Annotated in this window: 14 protein-coding genes and 2 pseudogenes; all 16 read right to left on the reverse strand. The window is 38.3% G+C overall.

Annotation, left to right across the window (positions count from 1 at the left end; genetic code table 11):
* Positions 1–91 precede the first annotated feature (91 nt).
* Positions 92–928: a hypothetical protein gene (locus ABVF21_RS06130; RefSeq protein ID WP_303535091.1), complete on the reverse strand. Its 837-nt coding sequence runs from the start codon at positions 926–928 to the stop codon at positions 92–94.
* A 118-nt stretch (positions 929–1,046) separates the two neighbouring features.
* Positions 1,047–2,183 carry a glycosyltransferase family 4 protein gene (locus tag ABVF21_RS06135; RefSeq protein ID WP_303535093.1) on the reverse strand — a complete coding sequence of 379 codons (1,137 nt, stop codon included), beginning with the start codon at positions 2,181–2,183 and terminating at the stop codon, positions 1,047–1,049.
* A 1-nt stretch (position 2,184) separates the two neighbouring features.
* Positions 2,185–2,895 (reverse strand): HAD family hydrolase, encoded by a 711-nt coding sequence (locus tag ABVF21_RS06140; protein ID WP_303535095.1) that lies wholly within the window; start codon positions 2,893–2,895, stop codon positions 2,185–2,187.
* Positions 2,889–3,872 (reverse strand): ATP-grasp domain-containing protein, encoded by a 984-nt coding sequence (locus ABVF21_RS06145; protein WP_303535097.1) that lies wholly within the window; start codon positions 3,870–3,872, stop codon positions 2,889–2,891. Before ABVF21_RS06145 ends, ABVF21_RS06140 begins: the two co-directional genes overlap by 7 nt.
* Positions 3,873–4,642: 770 nt before the next feature.
* Positions 4,643–5,374, reverse strand: coding sequence for an exonuclease domain-containing protein (locus ABVF21_RS06150; protein WP_303535098.1), 732 nt, complete (start codon positions 5,372–5,374; stop codon positions 4,643–4,645).
* Positions 5,371–6,351: a DUF294 nucleotidyltransferase-like domain-containing protein gene (locus ABVF21_RS06155; protein WP_371017737.1), complete on the reverse strand. Its 981-nt coding sequence runs from the start codon at positions 6,349–6,351 to the stop codon at positions 5,371–5,373. The genes ABVF21_RS06150 and ABVF21_RS06155 overlap by 4 nt, the downstream gene beginning before the upstream one ends.
* A 24-nt stretch (positions 6,352–6,375) precedes the next feature.
* The gene (locus ABVF21_RS06160; RefSeq protein ID WP_194218524.1) at positions 6,376–7,662 is read right to left on the reverse strand and encodes an ammonium transporter; all 1,287 of its coding nucleotides are present in this window, start codon (positions 7,660–7,662) and stop codon (positions 6,376–6,378) included.
* Between the two features lie 385 nt (positions 7,663–8,047).
* Positions 8,048–10,132, reverse strand: coding sequence for an SA1320 family protein (locus tag ABVF21_RS06165; RefSeq protein ID WP_371017738.1), 2,085 nt, complete (start codon positions 10,130–10,132; stop codon positions 8,048–8,050).
* 32 nt (positions 10,133–10,164) lie between these two features.
* Complete coding sequence (locus tag ABVF21_RS06170) at positions 10,165–11,115, reverse strand: DUF1672 family protein (RefSeq protein ID WP_371017739.1); 951 nt, start codon at positions 11,113–11,115, stop codon at positions 10,165–10,167.
* Positions 11,116–11,494: 379 nt separating this feature from the next.
* Positions 11,495–12,271, reverse strand: coding sequence for a transposase (locus ABVF21_RS06175; RefSeq protein WP_371017740.1), 777 nt, complete (start codon positions 12,269–12,271; stop codon positions 11,495–11,497).
* Between the two features lie 20 nt (positions 12,272–12,291).
* Entirely contained in the window at positions 12,292–13,851 is a 1,560-nt protein-coding gene (locus ABVF21_RS06180) for a YifB family Mg chelatase-like AAA ATPase (protein WP_371017741.1), read from the reverse strand.
* A 313-nt stretch (positions 13,852–14,164) separates the two neighbouring features.
* Positions 14,165–14,602, reverse strand: a complete 438-nt coding sequence (locus ABVF21_RS06185) for a hypothetical protein (protein ID WP_371017742.1) — start codon at positions 14,600–14,602, stop codon at positions 14,165–14,167.
* Between the two features lie 604 nt (positions 14,603–15,206).
* Positions 15,207–16,700 (reverse strand): annotated as a pseudogene (locus tag ABVF21_RS06190) (IS1182 family transposase); the annotation flags it as partial.
* A 186-nt stretch (positions 16,701–16,886) separates the two neighbouring features.
* Positions 16,887–16,976, reverse strand: coding sequence for a DUF7713 domain-containing protein (locus tag ABVF21_RS22800; protein ID WP_425589851.1), 90 nt, complete (start codon positions 16,974–16,976; stop codon positions 16,887–16,889).
* Positions 16,977–17,201: 225 nt separating this feature from the next.
* Positions 17,202–17,612: pseudogene (locus tag ABVF21_RS06195) on the reverse strand (ATP-binding protein); the annotation flags it as partial.
* 229 nt (positions 17,613–17,841) lie between these two features.
* On the reverse strand, positions 17,842–18,705 hold the full coding sequence (locus ABVF21_RS06200; RefSeq protein ID WP_371017743.1) for a phytanoyl-CoA dioxygenase family protein: 864 nt from the start codon (positions 18,703–18,705) through the stop codon (positions 17,842–17,844).
* Positions 18,706–18,788: the final 83 nt, after the last annotated feature.

Raw genomic sequence — 18,788 nt, forward strand, 5'->3', positions numbered from 1 at the left:
TCTTTCTACCTTTCATATCCCTTCTCTCTTACTTTTTGTAAAAAGAAGAAAAACCACCCGCCCAATTCCTACGGATAGCTTAAGATAAATATTAAAGAACTTCTATTTTATTCGACTTTCCTTTATCATCTATTCGTTGTAATGGGACGTTTTTCATGGCAAGGAGAGTATGTGAGCTTGTCTGCGTAAGACGGATGATTGGATTATTATGTGGAATGTTAGATAAGTCCCATACCATTCCATCAAAATCATTGAATTGACCATTAACGGTTAGCATATTAGAAGTAACACCGGAAGATTGAAATTGTATATTTTTAAATGTGTTACCACTACACTCATTGGGAATCGTTTCAGAAGAAAACAATTGGATACCGTTCACACAATCATCTATCACAAGATCATTAAAACTATTAGCGTTAATATAGCTAAAACCACTTTGGGCTTTTACCGCTTGAAGATGAACTGCCGTTTTTAATCCGATGCATTTCACGTTTTGAAAGTTCATAAATGAAATTTCATGGCCTGATCCATTAGCATAGAGATATATACCAACACCCTTATGCGAACCGCTCCAATTCAAGATAACCGCATCTTTTACTTGAGCTTTAAACCACGAATTATAAAACTTGTTCTTTCCATCTAAAAAGATAACGGGTGCATTAAATTTAGGATCATCAATCGCAATGTATGCACCAAATAAAGCTGCATTCCGTTGAAGCTCAATAACTCGAAAACTCCCTGTTACAATAAATCGAGATCCATAGCTAAAATGAAGAGATACTCCTTCTTTAATCAGAATAGGCTTCGTAATTGAGTAATCTCTATCAATAAGTTGTACACTTTTAACATCATTTTCAGCTGCAAAATCGATTGCAGCTTGAACCATAGCTGCATCATTCGACGCTGAAAAATCATCTACTTTAATCAAGCAAACGTCCTCCTTCAACTGTAACTGATACACAACAAAATGCTGTGTTCTTTACAGAATATGTTGGAGGACAAGTATGTGACAGGCTTAAAGCCCGGTTTTACGAAATCATTGCAATTTAAACTTGTTTAGCTTTTCGATTTGCTATTTCGTATACATTTAGAAGTTGATCTATCATTGTTTTCTCAGAGAAATGATTTACGGCTTTCTCTCTCGCCCTCTCACCCATCACTTCTCTTAGATTTACATCCTCTATTAATGAGTTCAAAAATTCAGATAAATTACCTGAATCTTCATTTCTGAATAGATAACCATCGACTCCATGCTCAATTTGATCTCTTGCTCCCTCAACTTCGCTTCTAATTGTTGGAATCCCCATCATCATGGCCTCTAGAGGGACTAAAGGAAAACCTTCTTTTCTAGATGGTAATACCAGCACATCAAACATTTGATAGAACTTAATAGGATCCTGAAATGCCTCGAATGTAACCTTTTCCTTTAACCCAGCATCATTCACAAGAGAAGTTACCCACTCTAGTTCCCCATCTCCTAGAATAACAACATGATAATCCCTATCAAGTTTAGCAATTGCTTCTATTAATACATCTATTCCCTTCCTATGTGATAGACTACCAACAAAACCAATAACTACCTCATCTCCTGATAGGCCAATTTTTCTTTTGCACTCCTCTTTGTCTGTCCTATCTATTTTTTGGCTAAAACGGTCGACAGAAACCCCATTAAATATAAGCTTAACTTGGTCTTCTGTGTAGTGAAATTGATTTTGTAACTCCTCTTTTAACTCTCTGCTAATCGCCACAACGTAATCGGCTTTTTTGTGAAGGGGGTGTTTTGGTATACCTGAAATATGATGAGTTGTTACGTACTTCACTCCAGTTACCTTACTATACAGTTTTGCCAAATAGGATGTAACAGGATAATGAACGTGAATAATGTCTGGTCTCAACTTCAAGAGAAGAAAAAGGACTTGGGGAGTCACCAAGAGATATATCAGCAATTGAATGATTTTCCCCACACTATTATAGCTTGTATTTATCGGAAATCGGACCTTATGGTGGTTCAAACCATCATTAATGACATCATTAAAAATAGATACGGAACCCTTGTTACTAGTTGGTCCTGCAGAAATCATATGAACTTCATGCCCTCGTTCTATCATTCCTTTCACAAGAGTATACATATGTGTTGTTGAACCTTCTTCCGGTAAAAATCTAGCTAAATATAGTATTTTCATCCTAACCATCTCCTACGGGGTGATATTCTATAAAACAGAATAAATTTAAGAATTCATATAAAGAATTAATAGAGTGTTGTGCATAGAATTCTTTTTCATAGGAGATCGTGGATGTGCTGTAAATGCCGTTTTCTCTATTAATTTGTACCGTTTTCATTCCAAGCTTATTTGGTGTTACAAAATCTTTACTCACGTTATCTCCTACATAAACCATCTCAGAATATTTAACGTTAAATAGATCTTTCATCATCTCATATGCCCTAGCATGGGGCTTCCAATAATCTCTTCCCAACTGATCCGTTATGATAATTTCATTAAAGTGATCAAAACCATTTACAGCCCTTAATTTTTGACACTGCCCCTCAGCATAACCATCCGTAATAACTCCTGTTTGGATGTGTTGGTCCTTTAAAATTTCTAAACAGGGCAAGACATCATCGAAGAAGGTTACCATTGGTTTATGATTACGATAAGCCTCAACAAGCTCCATAATTGTAGACCTTGTGTATTCTATACCAAAATGATCAAATAGCCGATTAAACACATGCTTCGGACTTTCAATAAACAGTTCGTTTAATAAGAGATTGATTTCACGGGCAGTTTGATGATGTTTATGGCTAATTAAATTGGAGACATAATAATATCCGCTCTGAATATAGTCGCGTTCCGAAATTAAGGTATCATCTAAGTCGAATAAAACCACTTTCACCATTTCACTATCTCCATATTTTCATCCAGACAAATGCTACTATCAAACCGCACAAATTTAATATTGTCTCTATAATTTTCGTGATAGCTTAATTTTTCTCCCAATAGAATCCGAAAGAGGTTCTCACAAGAATCTGCACCACTTTGAATACTCATGGGCGCGCCTCCACCAAATCTTGGATTGATTTCGATAAATTCTATCCCTTTATCAGTCTTCATTATCTGAACAGTTATATGGCCAATCGGCTTCAATACTTCCATTAATCTCTTAACCTCGTTGATCACTTCCATGTCTTTCACGATCTCACCTTTTGAAATTTCGCCACTACGCGTGGCGAGCCTTAACCTTGGGACTACCGTAATTACATTACTTACAAAGTCTAAAAAGACATCAATTGTATATTCTTTCCCCTCCATAAAATCCTGAATGACCGGATTTCGAACAATACTTAAGGCATTTTTCAATTCATCAAGATTTGTAATTTTAAATGTATTAATACTGGAACTCCCAGATTTCGGTTTAATGAATAATGGAAATTCATAATCCCCAGTAGTGATTTCCTCAACGGAATACATTCTTGGAATTTTAAAATCATGTTGTTCCAAATACAATTGAGTTTTAATTTTATCACGGCATATTTTAATCACTTCTAAATCGGAAATCAGTATTTTAGCACCTGAGCTTTCCTCGATTACTTTTCGATTTTCTGCAAGTATTAGTAAATCTGTATCGATAGTAGGGACTATTAGAGAAATTTTTTCTGTTAAACAAGTCTCAATAATGGCTTTTACATAATCGGAGTTGTTAATAGGAGGTAACAAACATGCTTTATCGGCAACATATAAGGCTGGGGCAGTTTCAGAACAATCTGCGGCTATGATTAGACTTGGTATTTCCAACTTTTTTGCTGCTTTTTGAAAACTTTGAACGAGTTCTACCCTTCTCCCGGCACTAAGAATTAGAATGTTTATTTCATTCATGTTTGTGCTCCTTTTTCCTGCCTGATTAACACTTTCTGTATACGGCAGTTTCTAAATAATAACTAACTATTTTGAGGAAACGGCTAACTATATTGATTAGAGCTTTGGACGTTGTTATCATTCATTAACAAATTCACTTATCTATACCGAATTGAATTCCTTACGAAGTATTTGCATTCTGTTTCCATAATCAAAAATTACATATCGTTTTATTTTTCTTTATCAATCTGTTCTTTAAAAAGAACAACTCTGTATAATCGTATCATATATCTGAATGATTTGTATACTCCAGAAGAATTGATTTTCGAATTTAACAAGTAAATTATAATAGTAATCTCGCCCTATTAACTTTTGTTTACACTGTAAATCACAAACACCAACTATAAGAAACAATTTTCGGCTAACAGACTGGACATTTAGAAATTAGGGATGGTGCAGGAAATACAAGGTATATTAATCCATAACAATTAGTACCCTGAGTTCAAGGTTAGTGTTTGTCTTAAACTGACATATCAACTCAGTGGTTACGATCGTTTCCATTATATTCTTAATAGTTTATGGAAAGTATGGAACATGCTTAAATATTTGTTCTTACTTTTTTGTTCCACTGAATCAGCTTCAAATTCCAAGGCTGACGAAAAAGACCACTTGCAAAACAAAAAAGCCTTTAGAATCCTTCTAAGGCTTTTTTGTACTATAGAAAGACACTCTTTACTAAAAGTGTTGACTTATTTAATGGCATAGATCAGTCTTCACGGTGCCTGTCACCACTACCCCATCCGCGCCAACCGCTCATAAACCTCACGCAAATTCGTAAACCCCATCTCCTGAATTCTCTTCAAGTAATGACACCAAAGCTCCGCTGTCATTTTTGCATCTCCCAGGGCATGATGGCGATCTTTCACCTCAATTCCGCAATTTGTACAGCACTCTTCTAATTGAAATCCTTTTAGCTCAGGATCAGCAATTCGTATTAAAAAAGAAGTATCCACAATACGATGATCGAAACTGGCACGCATCAAACTCCAGGTAGCGTGCTGCATGAAGGCTTGTTCATGCTTCGCATGATGTGCAACTAAGGTATGTCCTTTCATAAATTTATAAAATCGAGCGAGCACATCTGAGAGGGGCGGTGCGGAATCCAGATCTTCCGCCTTAATGCCCGTTAATTCAGTAACCTCTTCGGATGGTGCGTTACTAGACTGAACCAATGAATAAAAAGTATCTTTTTCGATGGTTTCACCGGTTACTTTCACCGCCCCAATCGACAGGATGGCGTCCCCTTTATTCGGATAAAAACCAGTTGTTTCAAGATCAAAAACAACGACTCGTAATTGATTTAAGGGTACTTCTAACGTGTTTTTCATTTTAATTTCTTTCTGCATTTGTCTTAGCATGGAAATATGATGAGGATTTGATTGATCTTGAATTGATGCGTACATGCTCGTATTCACCTTACCGGACAGCTGCTTTAAATATTGAACCATTTGATTCATCTTCATTTAGTAACACCCTTTTCGATGTGCTTTGTGGTGTCATTGTAAAGCTCAATCCCTTTTTTCATAATCTCCTTGAGCTCTTTCTTCTTTTCTTTAGGAAGGGAGTCAATCGTCACATAATGAACGGCTTCATAATCTTCTTGTTTTCCATAACGAAGCCGAAACTGTAAAAGCTGCTTAAATTTATCTTCATACTGCTTCCACTCTGAGCGGCTATTGTCTGATAAAGCACCAAGTCTTGCTAAAGTAGACGTCGTCATCACGCTCTCCTTCAATGCAAGAAGCCTCACTGCATTAACATAGGGAAATAAAGCCGTCTGTTTTAAATTGATTTCTCCAGTATGGGTACCATGCGTTTCGACGAGTATTTGTCCGAATACACCGAGCCCTTTTTGAAGCCTCATCGTATTTTTCAGCATTCTTTTTAATAAGTATGGCGATTCCTCGATTTTAGAGTGAATCACTTGCTTTAAATCTTCTATAAATTCCCCTCTACCAACTAAGACTCTCGCGTCAATAAAAATCAATAGGTGACGAATGGCGTCAAAACTCTCATCATCCATCCAATTTTCAAGCTGCCTTTTCCACTCTTCCACTGATTTACACCAAAGTGGATTAGACGCCATCACATTCCCATCACAAAATTCATATCCAACCGTATTGAGACCAACCGAGATTTCTTTTCCAAGCTTAAGAAAATAGTTGCTCGCCTCTTCGCTCGAAATTTCATAAACGATCCCATGATCCTGATCACTCCATAGCGCTTGCTCAAACCGCCCGCCGCTTCCCATTAAAAAAAATGAAAAAGGAGAGGGAGGTGGCCCCCACTCTTTTTTCACTTTCTCTACTGCTAGATACACGATTTGACTCATTAGCTGATCATGGAAGTGATTCAGTGCAAAATGATCTGTCGCAACGTTCTTGATTTGTTGTTCTCTCATTTTTCTCAGATCCTCATAATTTTCAACACCATCATCCATTCCAACAGCCCCTTTGCATCTCAATTAACCGGATTTTGAGCTTTTTCCACCTTGTTGTACTGGCTGTTCGCTCGTCTGCAAAAATTCTGGATAACCATAGCTACCGTGCTCACTGAGATCAAGACCAATAATCTCTTCTTCTTCAGTGACTCGCAAACCGTTTAGCACTTTCTTAATGATCACCAAAAGAATAAACGAAACACCAAAGGCATAAGCCCCACTCGCACCAACACCAAGTGCTTGAACACCTAGCTGCTCGAAGCCGCCTCCGTAGAAAAGTCCTGGTTGACCTACTGTTGCAAGTTCTGGCGTTGCGAACAAACCGTTTGATAATGTACCCCAAACGCCTGCTACACCGTGAACAGATAAAGCAAAGATCGGGTCATCCACTTTCCGTTTTTCGAAAAATCTCATGCTGTAAAACACGATCATTCCGGCAACTAATCCGATCACAACCGCTGCCCACGTGTCGACAAAAGCACAGGAAGCTGTAATGGCGACTAATCCTGCTAATCCACCGTTTAACATCGTTGGCACATCCGCTTTTCCTGTTACCGCCCACGCCACAACTAAAGCGGCAACCGCTCCAGCACCTGCTGCTAAGTTCGTATTCATCGCAACAAATCCAAAGAATGCAGCGTCTGCAGATAACGTACTACCTGCATTAAACCCGAACCAACCTACCCATAAAACGAGTACACCAAGTGCCGTAAATACCTGGTTGTGTCCGGCAATGTTGTTTGGAGAACCATCTTTATTGTATTTACCAATTCGTGGTTTTAAAAGAATCGTTGCGGCAAAAGCTCCCATCGCACCTGTAAGGTGAACAACCGTTGAACCAGCAAAGTCCTGTTTCCCGTGCTCAGCTAACCAGCCGCCGCCCCAAATCCAGTGGGCAATCACAGGATAAACGAGGACTGAGAATAAAACCGCAAACAGAATATAAGCTGTTAATTTCGCGCGTTCGGCAAAGCCACCAAATGCGATCGTTAAGGAAATACCTGCGAAAGCTAGCTGGAATAAGAAGAAAACTGGAGCCGAAAGTCCTAATCCCTCAATTTCATAACCTGAATAGAAAAAGTCCGTTAAACCGAAGAGAGCATTTCCTTCCCCGAAAATTAAACCATATCCCACTGCCCAAAACACCAATGAGGCAATCCCAAATGTGAAGATCGTCTTACCAGCAATATGGCCAGCATTTTTCATTCGTGTTGACCCAGCTTCAAGTAAAATGAAGCCACCTAGCATCAAAATAACGAGTACTGCTGAGAACATCACCCAAAGACTATTCATCAAAAACATCGAATCCATTCCAACTTCCCCTTTCACTTTTCAGAACCATAATCTTATTTTTAGAAAATGTTAATTAATCTGACAATTATTATTATAAGTATTTTTGCATGAACAAAAATTGTCTACAACAATCATGTCACATTATCTCTCTGACTATATGTTTGGGGGAGTCAGCATACGTCGAGGAGTGTTTTCTTGGGAATCACCGGGACGGTTCTGCTGATTCATTTTCCTGCACAAAACAAAAAACAGGTGAGCTAATCAATAGAATGGTTAGCTCACCTGATGCATCTTTAAATCTTATAATCGAATTAGTTTATATCACTATTAAATCTTATATATACCATTCATGTCCATACATCTTGAAATGAATCACGAGAACCGTACCCAGCTTTTCCCCCTATTAAAAAATCGTCCCTCTCTCAACCTGTGAGTGAAACAATTTAAGGTTTTCTACAACCTGTTCCGATTCTTCGACAAGTGCTTCCACAGATGCCGCTTTTTGGTGTGAAAGCTGGTTGATGATATCCGAGAATAATAGAATCATTTCCTCTAAGATTGTGTTCGAACTTAAATTGTACAAGCGAACATCTTGATATTTACTAATGTTAAACAGTGCTGTATCAATATAAGGCTTGAAGCGATCGATCAGATCAGGGAAATTGGTTAACAATTGCTGAGTACCTTCTTCAAGTCCTTCCACCATATTTTGTAGTTGCTCTAATGGCGTGAGCGTGATGGATATGAGTTCATTAATTTGTTCATCAAAATTACTAAACAAACCTACTAATTTTGCTGGTAGAGAGGATGTAGCTTGGACGTTAATGAATCGTATTGTTTGAATCAATAGAGTCAATGAATTCCCAAATAAAGAGAGGACACTCTTGATGGCGGAAAGAGGCGGGATAATTAACTGCCAAATCGCTTGGATAAATGTCTCCGTTCCTTCTTCCAATACCTTTTCTTTAATCGAGAGGCCATTTGGTAAATAGTGAGAGTCCAGCAAACGTGATTTTTCTACTTTTGATATTTTCCCTATATCTTGAACTTGATTCACTTTTGACTTAATGGAATCAGCTAAAGATAATTCTCGATCAAAAAGGGAAGCTGCGGTTTCCGAAACACTTGTTCCAAAACTCATGATTTGCTGTGACAATAAACCGTTATTTTGGTTAATGGTTTCATAATGAGAGGCTAATTCCCCAACCACAGCATCGTAGATGAAATCGGTTCCGCCCTCAAATAATTCAGGTAGTTTCTCTTCTCTTATGTAAGTGACATGCTGTACTAGATCTTCAAATGAACTTTCGATCTCATTAATTTTTTTGTGAATTTCTCCAAAAATGCTTTCGACACTAACATCCATCTTAAAAAGGTGTTCAGCAATCTCTGCTGGAGGAGAATTGAGGAACGCATTCAGGCTTCTAAAACGATCCTCGGCCATCGTTAACATCGTTCTCATACTATCCAATTCAAACTGGATAAGGTAACCGGTTGCGGTAATACTTTTTAAGACAGGGGACGAAGTTAGATCCTCCACAAACGTAGAGAACGTTTCTTTTAAATTTGTTACACGTTCTTCAAATTTAGCTCTCTCGTCCTCGACGATACTAACGGAATTCCCAATGTATTCCGAAGAAAGGGATAGACGATTTACAACCAAATCATAAATTCCTTGATAAAGCGTGTTGATTGTATCAGCATTCAATTCAATTCGACTTGAATTTCCTCCGTGAAGGGACTCGCCTGTCCAAATACTCGTGACAATGTGTTCATCAGCACCAACGCGAATAAACCCGTAACCGACATCGCCCTCGGTACCAACTTCTACTTGTTGATCCTTCATATCACCTTCTAGATAACCAGTATGGTTAGCACCTAAAAGAAGAGATCCTGTCGGCGTCCCCCCTCCAATCCGATAAACTTTCCCTGGTATACGATCACCAAGACCCAAAGCCTCCTCTCCGTTTGTCAACGGGTCATACTCCATAAAGTAATTGGTGCTATTTACGTTTAAGTTTGAAGAGGGGATTAGTTCACCAGGTAAAATGGCTGGGTTCAAAGTTACACTTTTAACATCTTGATTTTGTACTGCGATTGAGTTTGCAAGAGCACCTCCGAGGGAGTTTCCAGCTACGTAAGAGATATCGCCGAACTTCCTCTCCATCTTCTCAAAATATTGCTTCGCTCCTTGTAATTGTTCCGGAACATTTGCGCCTATTAATTGAAGGTCAGTAAACACATCTTTCTTATCCTCCGGGTCTGTACCCACATAAATCACTGCATACTTGGGAGTTGATTGTCCTTCAATAACAGTTTGTACAGTGAATGCGTTCAAACCAGTATGTATATCATCTACACGATCTAATACCCAAAACACATTTCCATTCACTTCCAACAATCGGTCTTTTTGTGGCGCTTTATAAGCTTGAAACCCTGAAAGTTCTACTAAGTCAGGATCGGAAATAACTGTAGAGGAATTTTGCAAACATCTCACCTCACTTTCGTAATTATTTTCTACTATTCTTTTACTATATGATTAGGCGCAGCCTTTTCAAGAGAATTTTCTTTATTATTCTGTCCGTTTGTTTTATTAATTTGATTATCATGAAGGTAAAAACTATACTTACCAGCAGGCAAACCTTCTTTTTCAGTTAATTTGTCTACAATTTCATTAAAAGCAGATTTGTCAGGTTCAACATCTTTTTCGTTCATATACATCTCAATCGAAATTGAAATCATCGAAGGATCAAGCTGAGAATTATTCACCATCTTTCTCCATTCTTCAATTCCCTTATTAGGGTTTTCCAGATATTCTGGGAGTAACTCTTTGATACGACCTCCAAATATAGTGACATTATAATAAGGAGTTGTATAATAACCTCCTCCGACATTCTCATTCGCTTCTTTTCTTATGCCAACAATAGGATATTCTTCTGGAAGTTTCTCAACAAACTTATCAAGTTCTTTAAACTCGTTTTCATAAATCCATGCATACAAACCACTAACGATCGATGTTTCAATCTGACCTTCTTGCGACCAAACACCCTCAGTATCTACTTCTCTTTTATCTTTATCTATTGGAATAATCGCATAGGAATAAAAATGTGGCTTGCCAACTGATTCTACAAATACAGTGGCACCATCTATTGCTCCTACAATGTTATGTACCTTAACCTCTGTTTTGTACTCTTCCTTGAAGTACTTCTTTATTGCTCTCTCCACTTCATCTCGGTTTTCTTCGGCTATTTTATCTGTCTCATCTCCGTTATCAAGTGTATACTCTTCCCCTGTATAGTCTTGTACTGAAACAAAATATTTGTCCTCTATCATTTCTTCTTCAGTCTTTTTATCAGCTTTTTGTTCATTTTCTTTTCCCGTCTCATCGTTCGAATTAGTCAATGCAGAACAACCTCCTAAAAATAATGCACTACAAAGGATGCCAGTCAGTAAGAAACGTTTTTTAATCATAAGTAGCTCCTTTTTCATTTCTTCCTATTTCGTATTTGTATTTGTTTCTTTCTTAATAGAGTATAAATGAGATTAATGTGACAGAGGGACCTGGTTGCCAATTAATTGAAAATAGTCTATTTGAACTAATTAGCTGATCTATTAAACGATTCTATTTTACTAGAAAAAGTGAATCTTGATCCTTTTCTTATATACCCCAAACAATTTTTACAAATAATTACATATCCCACTAATTTAGTACCCTATTAAAAAAATTCAAACCTAAAAATTGTAACGAATCACCGGGACGGTTCTCGTGATTCACTCTATACAAAAAAATAGTTAAGGAATAAATTCTCAACCATTACCACTCACCTTATATAAACATGCGCTTAATCATTCAAGCCCTATAAATCAAAGTCTGCGAAACCCCCAATATCCTAGCCACCTGCCTTTGCGAAACTCCCTCAATACCCTTCACCTTGCGTAAAATATGATCCCTATTCTCTTTCGGTAAACTCTTCACCTGTGCAATTTCAATCTTACCAATGATTCCATTAATAACTGATCTCGCTTCATCATCAGTCAACCTTCTCCTATCAGTATCCACATCCTCTAAACAGCGATCATCGTTTACTGTCTCGTTAAACTCTTTAAACCGCTCAATAGCCGTCGTTCTGTCTTCTCCAAACATGTTCAAGATCAAATCACAATTTACTAAACGCGTAATCGAAGTTAATTGATAATACTGTCGACAGCTACTCCACCCCCATTCTTCCACAGCCCTTACCATTCTAGCTTTTAGAGGGTTTTGATGAATGTAGCGAACGACGGTAAGGAGATAGTCCACTGTCTCCACACTCTCACTTTTAAATCGATCCTCAAATAGATGGCCGGATGTGTTGTATTTAAAATGATAGTATTTGACGAAGCTTACGGCGATGCGCTTTATTGTGATAGAAATGTCTTCGTTCCCTTCTTTCAGCAGAAGGTGAACGTGATTGCTCATTAGACACCACGCATAGATTTTCACCTTATATAAGGTCGAGTACTTTTCGAGAGTTTGAAGGAATTGAAGCCGATCTTCATTATCGTGAAAGATTTCCTGTCTGTTTGCTCCTCTATAGAGAATGTGATAGATTCCTGTATGGCTTTTTTGTCTCGCTTTACGAGGCATGACAAATGACGTTGACGTTTCTATTTGTAGTGCACATTATGGTTTTCTCCTGTGAGTAATTTTTTGTGGAAGGATTGGATTGAGCGGAGGGATAGTTTCCGTAATAGAAGGGCTTCTTCAATGGCTTCATCTGAAATGATGTCGTCACCTTTCAAATCAGCGATCGTTCTCGCCAGTCGAATGATTTTGATTTGGACGCGATTGCTGAATCCCTGTGCACTTGATAAGGATTGAAGGTTTTGTTGCTGGCGTGTTGTTAGAGGGCTACTGCTTGTGAGCTGTTCAAATGAAACGCTCCCGTTGCAAACTTCTTTTCCATAACGATCATACTGACGTTCTCTTGCAGCGATTACCCGCTTTTTCACTTCTTCGGATGATTCGATTCCGCTAAATTTATGTTCTTTCAGATTTACGGGCTTTAATGAAAGTAAAATATCAATTCGATCTAATATAGGACCCGATACACGACTTTTGTAAGCCCTGATTTGTTTTTCTGAACAGGTGCAATAGTGATCACTTGATCCCCAGTAGCCACATGGGCAGGGGTTCATTGCAGCGATGAAGATAAATTTCGCAGGATAAGTAACCGTTGAGTGCACGCGGCTGATCGTTACCTTCTCATTCTCCAACGGTTGCCTTAACATATCGAGCGTCTTTTTTGAGAATTCACCTAGTTCATCGAGAAATAACACACCTCGATGAGCAAGCGAAACTTCACCGGGCTTCGGGTTGGTTCCGCCACCAATAATCGATACGGATGAAGCGGAATGATGAGGGTGACGATAGGATGGGAACGTAAGCGAGTCGTATGGCGCGCCAGCTAATTGATACAAACTAATCTTTTCAAGTTGGGCTTCTTTTGATAGTGGCGGGAGGATGGATGGGAACGTTTCGGCTAAAAGGCTTTTTCCACAGCCTGGTGGACCATCCATTAAGAGATAATGTTCACCGCTTGCGGCGATTTCTAAAGCTCGCTTTGCGAAGTCATGGCCAATTACTTGATTGAAGTTCCGTTGAAAATGAAAGCGTTCATCTGTCGATTCTTTTGGCTTTGGCACTGACAGGATCTGCTGACCGGAGAGAAGATCAACCACATCCTGAATGGTATGAATGTAGACCAATTCGAGGTCCTCTATTTCTACCACAGGAATGGTGGGATCAAATGGAAGGAATAACGTTTGAAGCTGCAACTTTTTCGCGGCCAAAATCGCGGCAATCATCCCTTCAACTGGTAGAACCGTGCCATCTAGAGATAGTGCACCGATAAAACCAGTGTTCGGAGGGATCTTGTCCTTAATCGCTTTAAGTTCTTTCAGAATTCCGATCGCGATAGGGTGATCAAATAACGGACCGTTCTTTTTCTGCTCAGCTGGAGAAAGGTTAATTACAACTTTAGAATCGACTAAAGGAAAACCTATACTATAAAGCGCTGCGGACACCCGCTCCTTTGATTCTTTAACAGATGCATCCGGTAACCCAACAATAATAACGGTCTCAATCCCTTCCGTTACCTGCACTTCTACCTGAACGCGATAACCTTCTAAACCTTTTAATCCGATGCTTGTTACTTTTGCGGACATGGATTAGCTCCTTTTTATTTAAGTTTTATTATCAATATTGGGTTTTATAAGGCATTGGGAGAGGGACTGTACTTCATAGATAATAGGGTGGAGTGGTTGTGATGTTGGGATAAAGAAGGAGTTATGAGGGTTAGCACATAATAGTATTGTGGTGTTACTAGGGGATTTGTACCATTTTAAATTCAGAGGTTATAGCAAATAACTTAATCATTTTTACGTCGATAAAGGTTAGGTAGAATTAGTCACCTAGATGAGTAGTTGATACATCGATATTATATTCTCTCTTCGTTCATGAATTCCTTCATTAACGGTATTAAAAATGATCCTTTATTTTTAAGTTCCAATACTCAACATAAGCCACATACCTCTGCTTCTCTGTAAAGTAGGATAAGAGTTGCTCCCCTTTAAGTTTATACGATTGAATTGTAGGGATATTTTCTCGATATGCTTTTTCTATTCGATGGTTTCCATCAATAATTTCATACATATTAGGTCTGATTTCAGCTTGAATTATCGGTTTGTTGACGTCGACTGTTGGAAGGTACTCCTCATTTATTCTGCTATGTAAGTGATGTTTGAACCAATCTTTTACTTCAATTGTGTCTAATTCTACTTCAAGAATTCCGGACTGTATGTGCTCTACTATTCGAGAAATATTGAAATGAAAGAATCCATTTCGAAAAACTTCATCGCCTATATCGTAAGGGAGCGGAATATAGTTTTTGTTCATCTGAATTTTTCTATGTTTCATTTTCATTCTCCATTCTCATGTTGTTATTTACTTTATTTTATCACTCCATCTACAAATTAAGTGATTATCTTTAATAAAGTGGTTTAATCAAATGTTTGTTTAATTGTGTTTTATTGGCTCACCAATGTCACATGTGGATCATTTTTGTATCCTAAGTGGATCAAAAAGATGGCAGTGGTGGACCTATCCCATGTCCCTTTCAAAAAACCATTCAATCAGACGTTTGTTTAATTACCTGGTTGATTGCAACGAGAGTAATTAGTTATAACCACTCCTTGATCCTTAACACTAAAAACTCCGTATAATAGACTTGCAACTTTTGTGCGAGTTTATTAAATCAGAGTTTGGCCATTACAATGACATTGCTACGTCTATAGTCTCTGGCTTTAATTAAGCTGTTATTGCAATATAGAATCACGAGAACCGTCCCCGTGATTCTTTCGTCCCCGTGATTCTTGACCTAAGTGGATCAAATAGATGGCAGAGATGGATCCTTCTTTAAGGGTTGGGACGAGGAACCTGTCCGAAGCCACTGAAAAAGGAGGTGTTTTTTACCCCCTAATTTGTGCCCAAGAGTATTTTCACTGGAATAATCCAATAAAATGGTAAAAGATATACCATAATTAGCTTTATTAGAGGATAGGATCTTACCTATCCTCTTCAAGTTAACGGCTATAGCCGTTAACTTGGCTTGTTTAGACATACTTAATCGACTGTACCATCTGGCACAATCTAATCCGTGGAAGTTCTTCATCTCCCCATTTTTCCATTCCTGACAAGCTCGTTTTCGATACTTCTCTTTAAACTCATCAGACTTTTGACGCTGACTATAATGATAGAATTCAGGTGTGTTCACGCCGACTTCCATAATCTTCGCCATGGTGTTTGCGGTTATGCATTCAGCCCTAACAGGGCAGTTCCTACATGTCTCACGATCAAAATAATATTTGAGTGATTGCTTTCCACTCTTTCTCACTTTATGATACTTTTTGATGGTCTTGTTCCCTTGATCACAAAACCATTCGTCTGAATCCTTATTGTAACTAAAGCGATCTTCATCAATTTTATAAGCCATCTCACTAACTGGAATATACGGTGTAGCTCCCAGTGATTCAATGCTGTCTAAAATAGGCTTACGAAAGTAAGCTTTATCACCGAAAAATTCAGTTATATTCAACCCTGATTTCTTGGTTTTTTCTAATAGTCCGTCAAACACTTTGCCATCTACATAAGCTCCATGATCTACATGAACAGCTGTAATAATGCGTGCTTCGGTTGTCATCATATATTCCATTTTGTAACCAAAGAAACGTTTCGTTTTACTTTTGTGACCTACTCGTGCTTCTTGATCAACAATAGAACGTACTCCTTTAGATTGAAGGAATTTAGGGTCTTCAAGTATTTCTTTGGCATTCTCAATAGTGTTTTTGGTTTTCAGGTGATCGTCAAGTTCTATGGTGTCTTCTACCTGTTTCATCGTTTTTTCTAAATGAGCTTTCATCGTCTGTTTAGCTTCTCGGTGGTTCTCAATAGACTTGTAATTTGGAATGTCTTGGTCCACTTCTTCTGGAACAGAACCATTTTCTTAATCGAGGTTTCGATAGATTTTCTTTGCCAGACGTTTCATAACTCTTTCAGGCGTGGCTTGAAATGTATGTGCAGCTGTATGAGTTGTATCTATGGTTAGGCCTGTACATTCAATGATACCTTTGTCTACACACTGACGGTTAATCGTCTCCAAAATCTCATCAAGCAATGAATCTCCTAAACGGTGAACCCTAAACTTTGATAATAAACTAGGATCAGGCGACTCATCCTCTGGGTTTATACCTAAGAAGTATAAATACGCCAGATTTAAGGAAGCTTCTTCTATTAAACGTTCATCGGATAAATCATATAAATATTGTAGAACTAACAGCTTCACCATTAGTTCAGGCTCTTTAGCTGGTCTGCCGTAGTATTTAGAATAGGAATCTTCAAGTAATTCGTTAATAAAGCTAAAATCAATGGCTTCATTAATGACTTTAAGCGTATGATTCTCGGGGATTTTATTATATAATATGGAGTATAAACTAGCTTGCTTATTATGAGTGAGCATAAGAAAAGCCTCCAATTTGGTAGATGGTTTCTAGTCAATTCTATCTTACCAAATTTGGGGGCTTTTTCTTTCTTATTTTATATTTTTCCTATTTTTAGGAGTCGTTTTTCAGTGGCTTCGACCAGTGCCCATGTCCCCTCTAGAACCCACCAACCAAGCGGCTCAGCCAACTCAGTGGGTTCTTAATTACGCTTTCAAACTTTTCACCATCTCACCAAGCTGTTCCCAGGTATAAGGTTTTACATCGATCACCACCATAGGGGAAGAAGGGCCCATCTCATCCTAATCAATACGTCCAACTACCGCTTCATCAACGATAGATTGATATTTTTGGCCATTCGGAAATTCTCCTACTCTTTTATAAACCATGTTGAAACACCAAGTTTCACTTTATCTACTAATCTCTCCACTAACTCTGTTTGATTGCACGTTAGCTTGTATTTGGCAAGTGAAAAATGTATGAAATGGCATTTAATTATGCATGCCACTTGCTCCTCCAAATTAGCGTTTTTGTAATGACTCCTTATACCTAAAACTATCTCCCGTAAACAATAACAGATGAGAATGATGAATCAGTCGGTCAATGACTGCTTCAGTAAGGATGGGATCTCCGAATACGTGACTCCATTGAGCAAATTGAAGATTAGTAGTGATAATAATGCTATTGTTTTCATAACATATGGAAATAACTTGGAATAATAGCTCTGTGCCTTCCTTGTTCAAAGGGATGTATCTTAATTCATCCAGTACCAGTAAGTCAAGCTTTTCAATCTGTTTCATGACCTTTGTCAGGGTACCAGTCTGATTGGCATCTATTAGCTTGTTCACCAATACTGCCACGGTATAAAACCTTACTTTACTGCCAAATGTAGGTATGGCATTTAAGCTTATTAAAGTGGCCAAGTGGGTTTTCATTATGAACTTTGTAACCCGGGAAAAGGAAATGAAATAGGAGTTAGACTCTAACCTAAATCCAATTTCAACAGGAACCATCTCGTAAAACAACGATTGCATAGCCGTTCCTACTTAACATCTGTTAAAACAATTGTAGCTTCTCTATTCTGACAACGATTACACATTTTCATAGATTTCTCCCTTGATTGAGTCATATTTTTTTACGTTTTCTTTATTACGACGTAATTTACATAGAAGTAGTAAGTGCAATCCAGCAGATAGTGGGACGAGGTACCTGTCTCCATGGCTCTCCGATATGGCTTTCTTTGAGCTCTTCATCCTGTTCCTGCGCCGGAAACATCGAGATGTACTGTGCGATACGCGGTTTATCAGAAGTATTCGCGCGAATTCCATGAGGCTGCATACTATTAAAAATTAATAGATCGCCTGCTTTTGTTACCACTTTCGTTGGCGTATATCCTTCAGTATTCGGCTTGTGTGGATCTCGATCTTCAGGCTGGGTTTTCACCCATTCATCAAAATCGCGATACAACTCTGGGATGCACTGAAATCCGCCCATATCGATTTCGGTATCCACAAGTGATAATACCCCTTGAACATTCACTGGAATTCGATCAAGTGACGTATCAACATCCCAATGAATAAAGCTGTTATACGTATGCGCAGGTTTAATCGGGAAGTTCAAATTACACCGATCAATGGTCGTCCATAATTTCTCTGTGCCCCAGATGTCGACGAACGCATTGTATACTTTCTCATACATGCGGTTATCCCATAAGTACTGATGATTGTATAATTCTACCATCCCTGTACCTTTCAGTTCTTTCATTTCCATTTCTCTATTGGGTTGTGCATACCAGGTAGACGAATCATTGGGATCCTTTTCTTCAAATTCCCAGATAAGACCGACAAGACGGTCCACATTTTCTTGTGGAACAGCATTGCGAATCACCACGTACCCGTTTTCTTTCCAGAACGCCCAATCTTCTTCGCTCAGCACTCGTAATGGCTCATTATTCTCTCGTTGATTTAAGGACTGAGTAATTTGTAGTGAATCATGATTTCCTTTGTTTTTCACGCTTTTACTCATTTCGTCTTCCTCCTTTAATTTAAGCTATCAACCTTGTAAACTCACTATAATTTATGAAACGCGTTTCAACGCAAGCTTTTTTT

Origin of the sequence: Pseudalkalibacillus sp. JSM 102089, assembly GCF_041366475.1 — a bacterium.
GTDB classification, from domain to species: domain Bacteria; phylum Bacillota; class Bacilli; order Bacillales; family Guptibacillaceae; genus Guptibacillus; species Guptibacillus hwajinpoensis_B.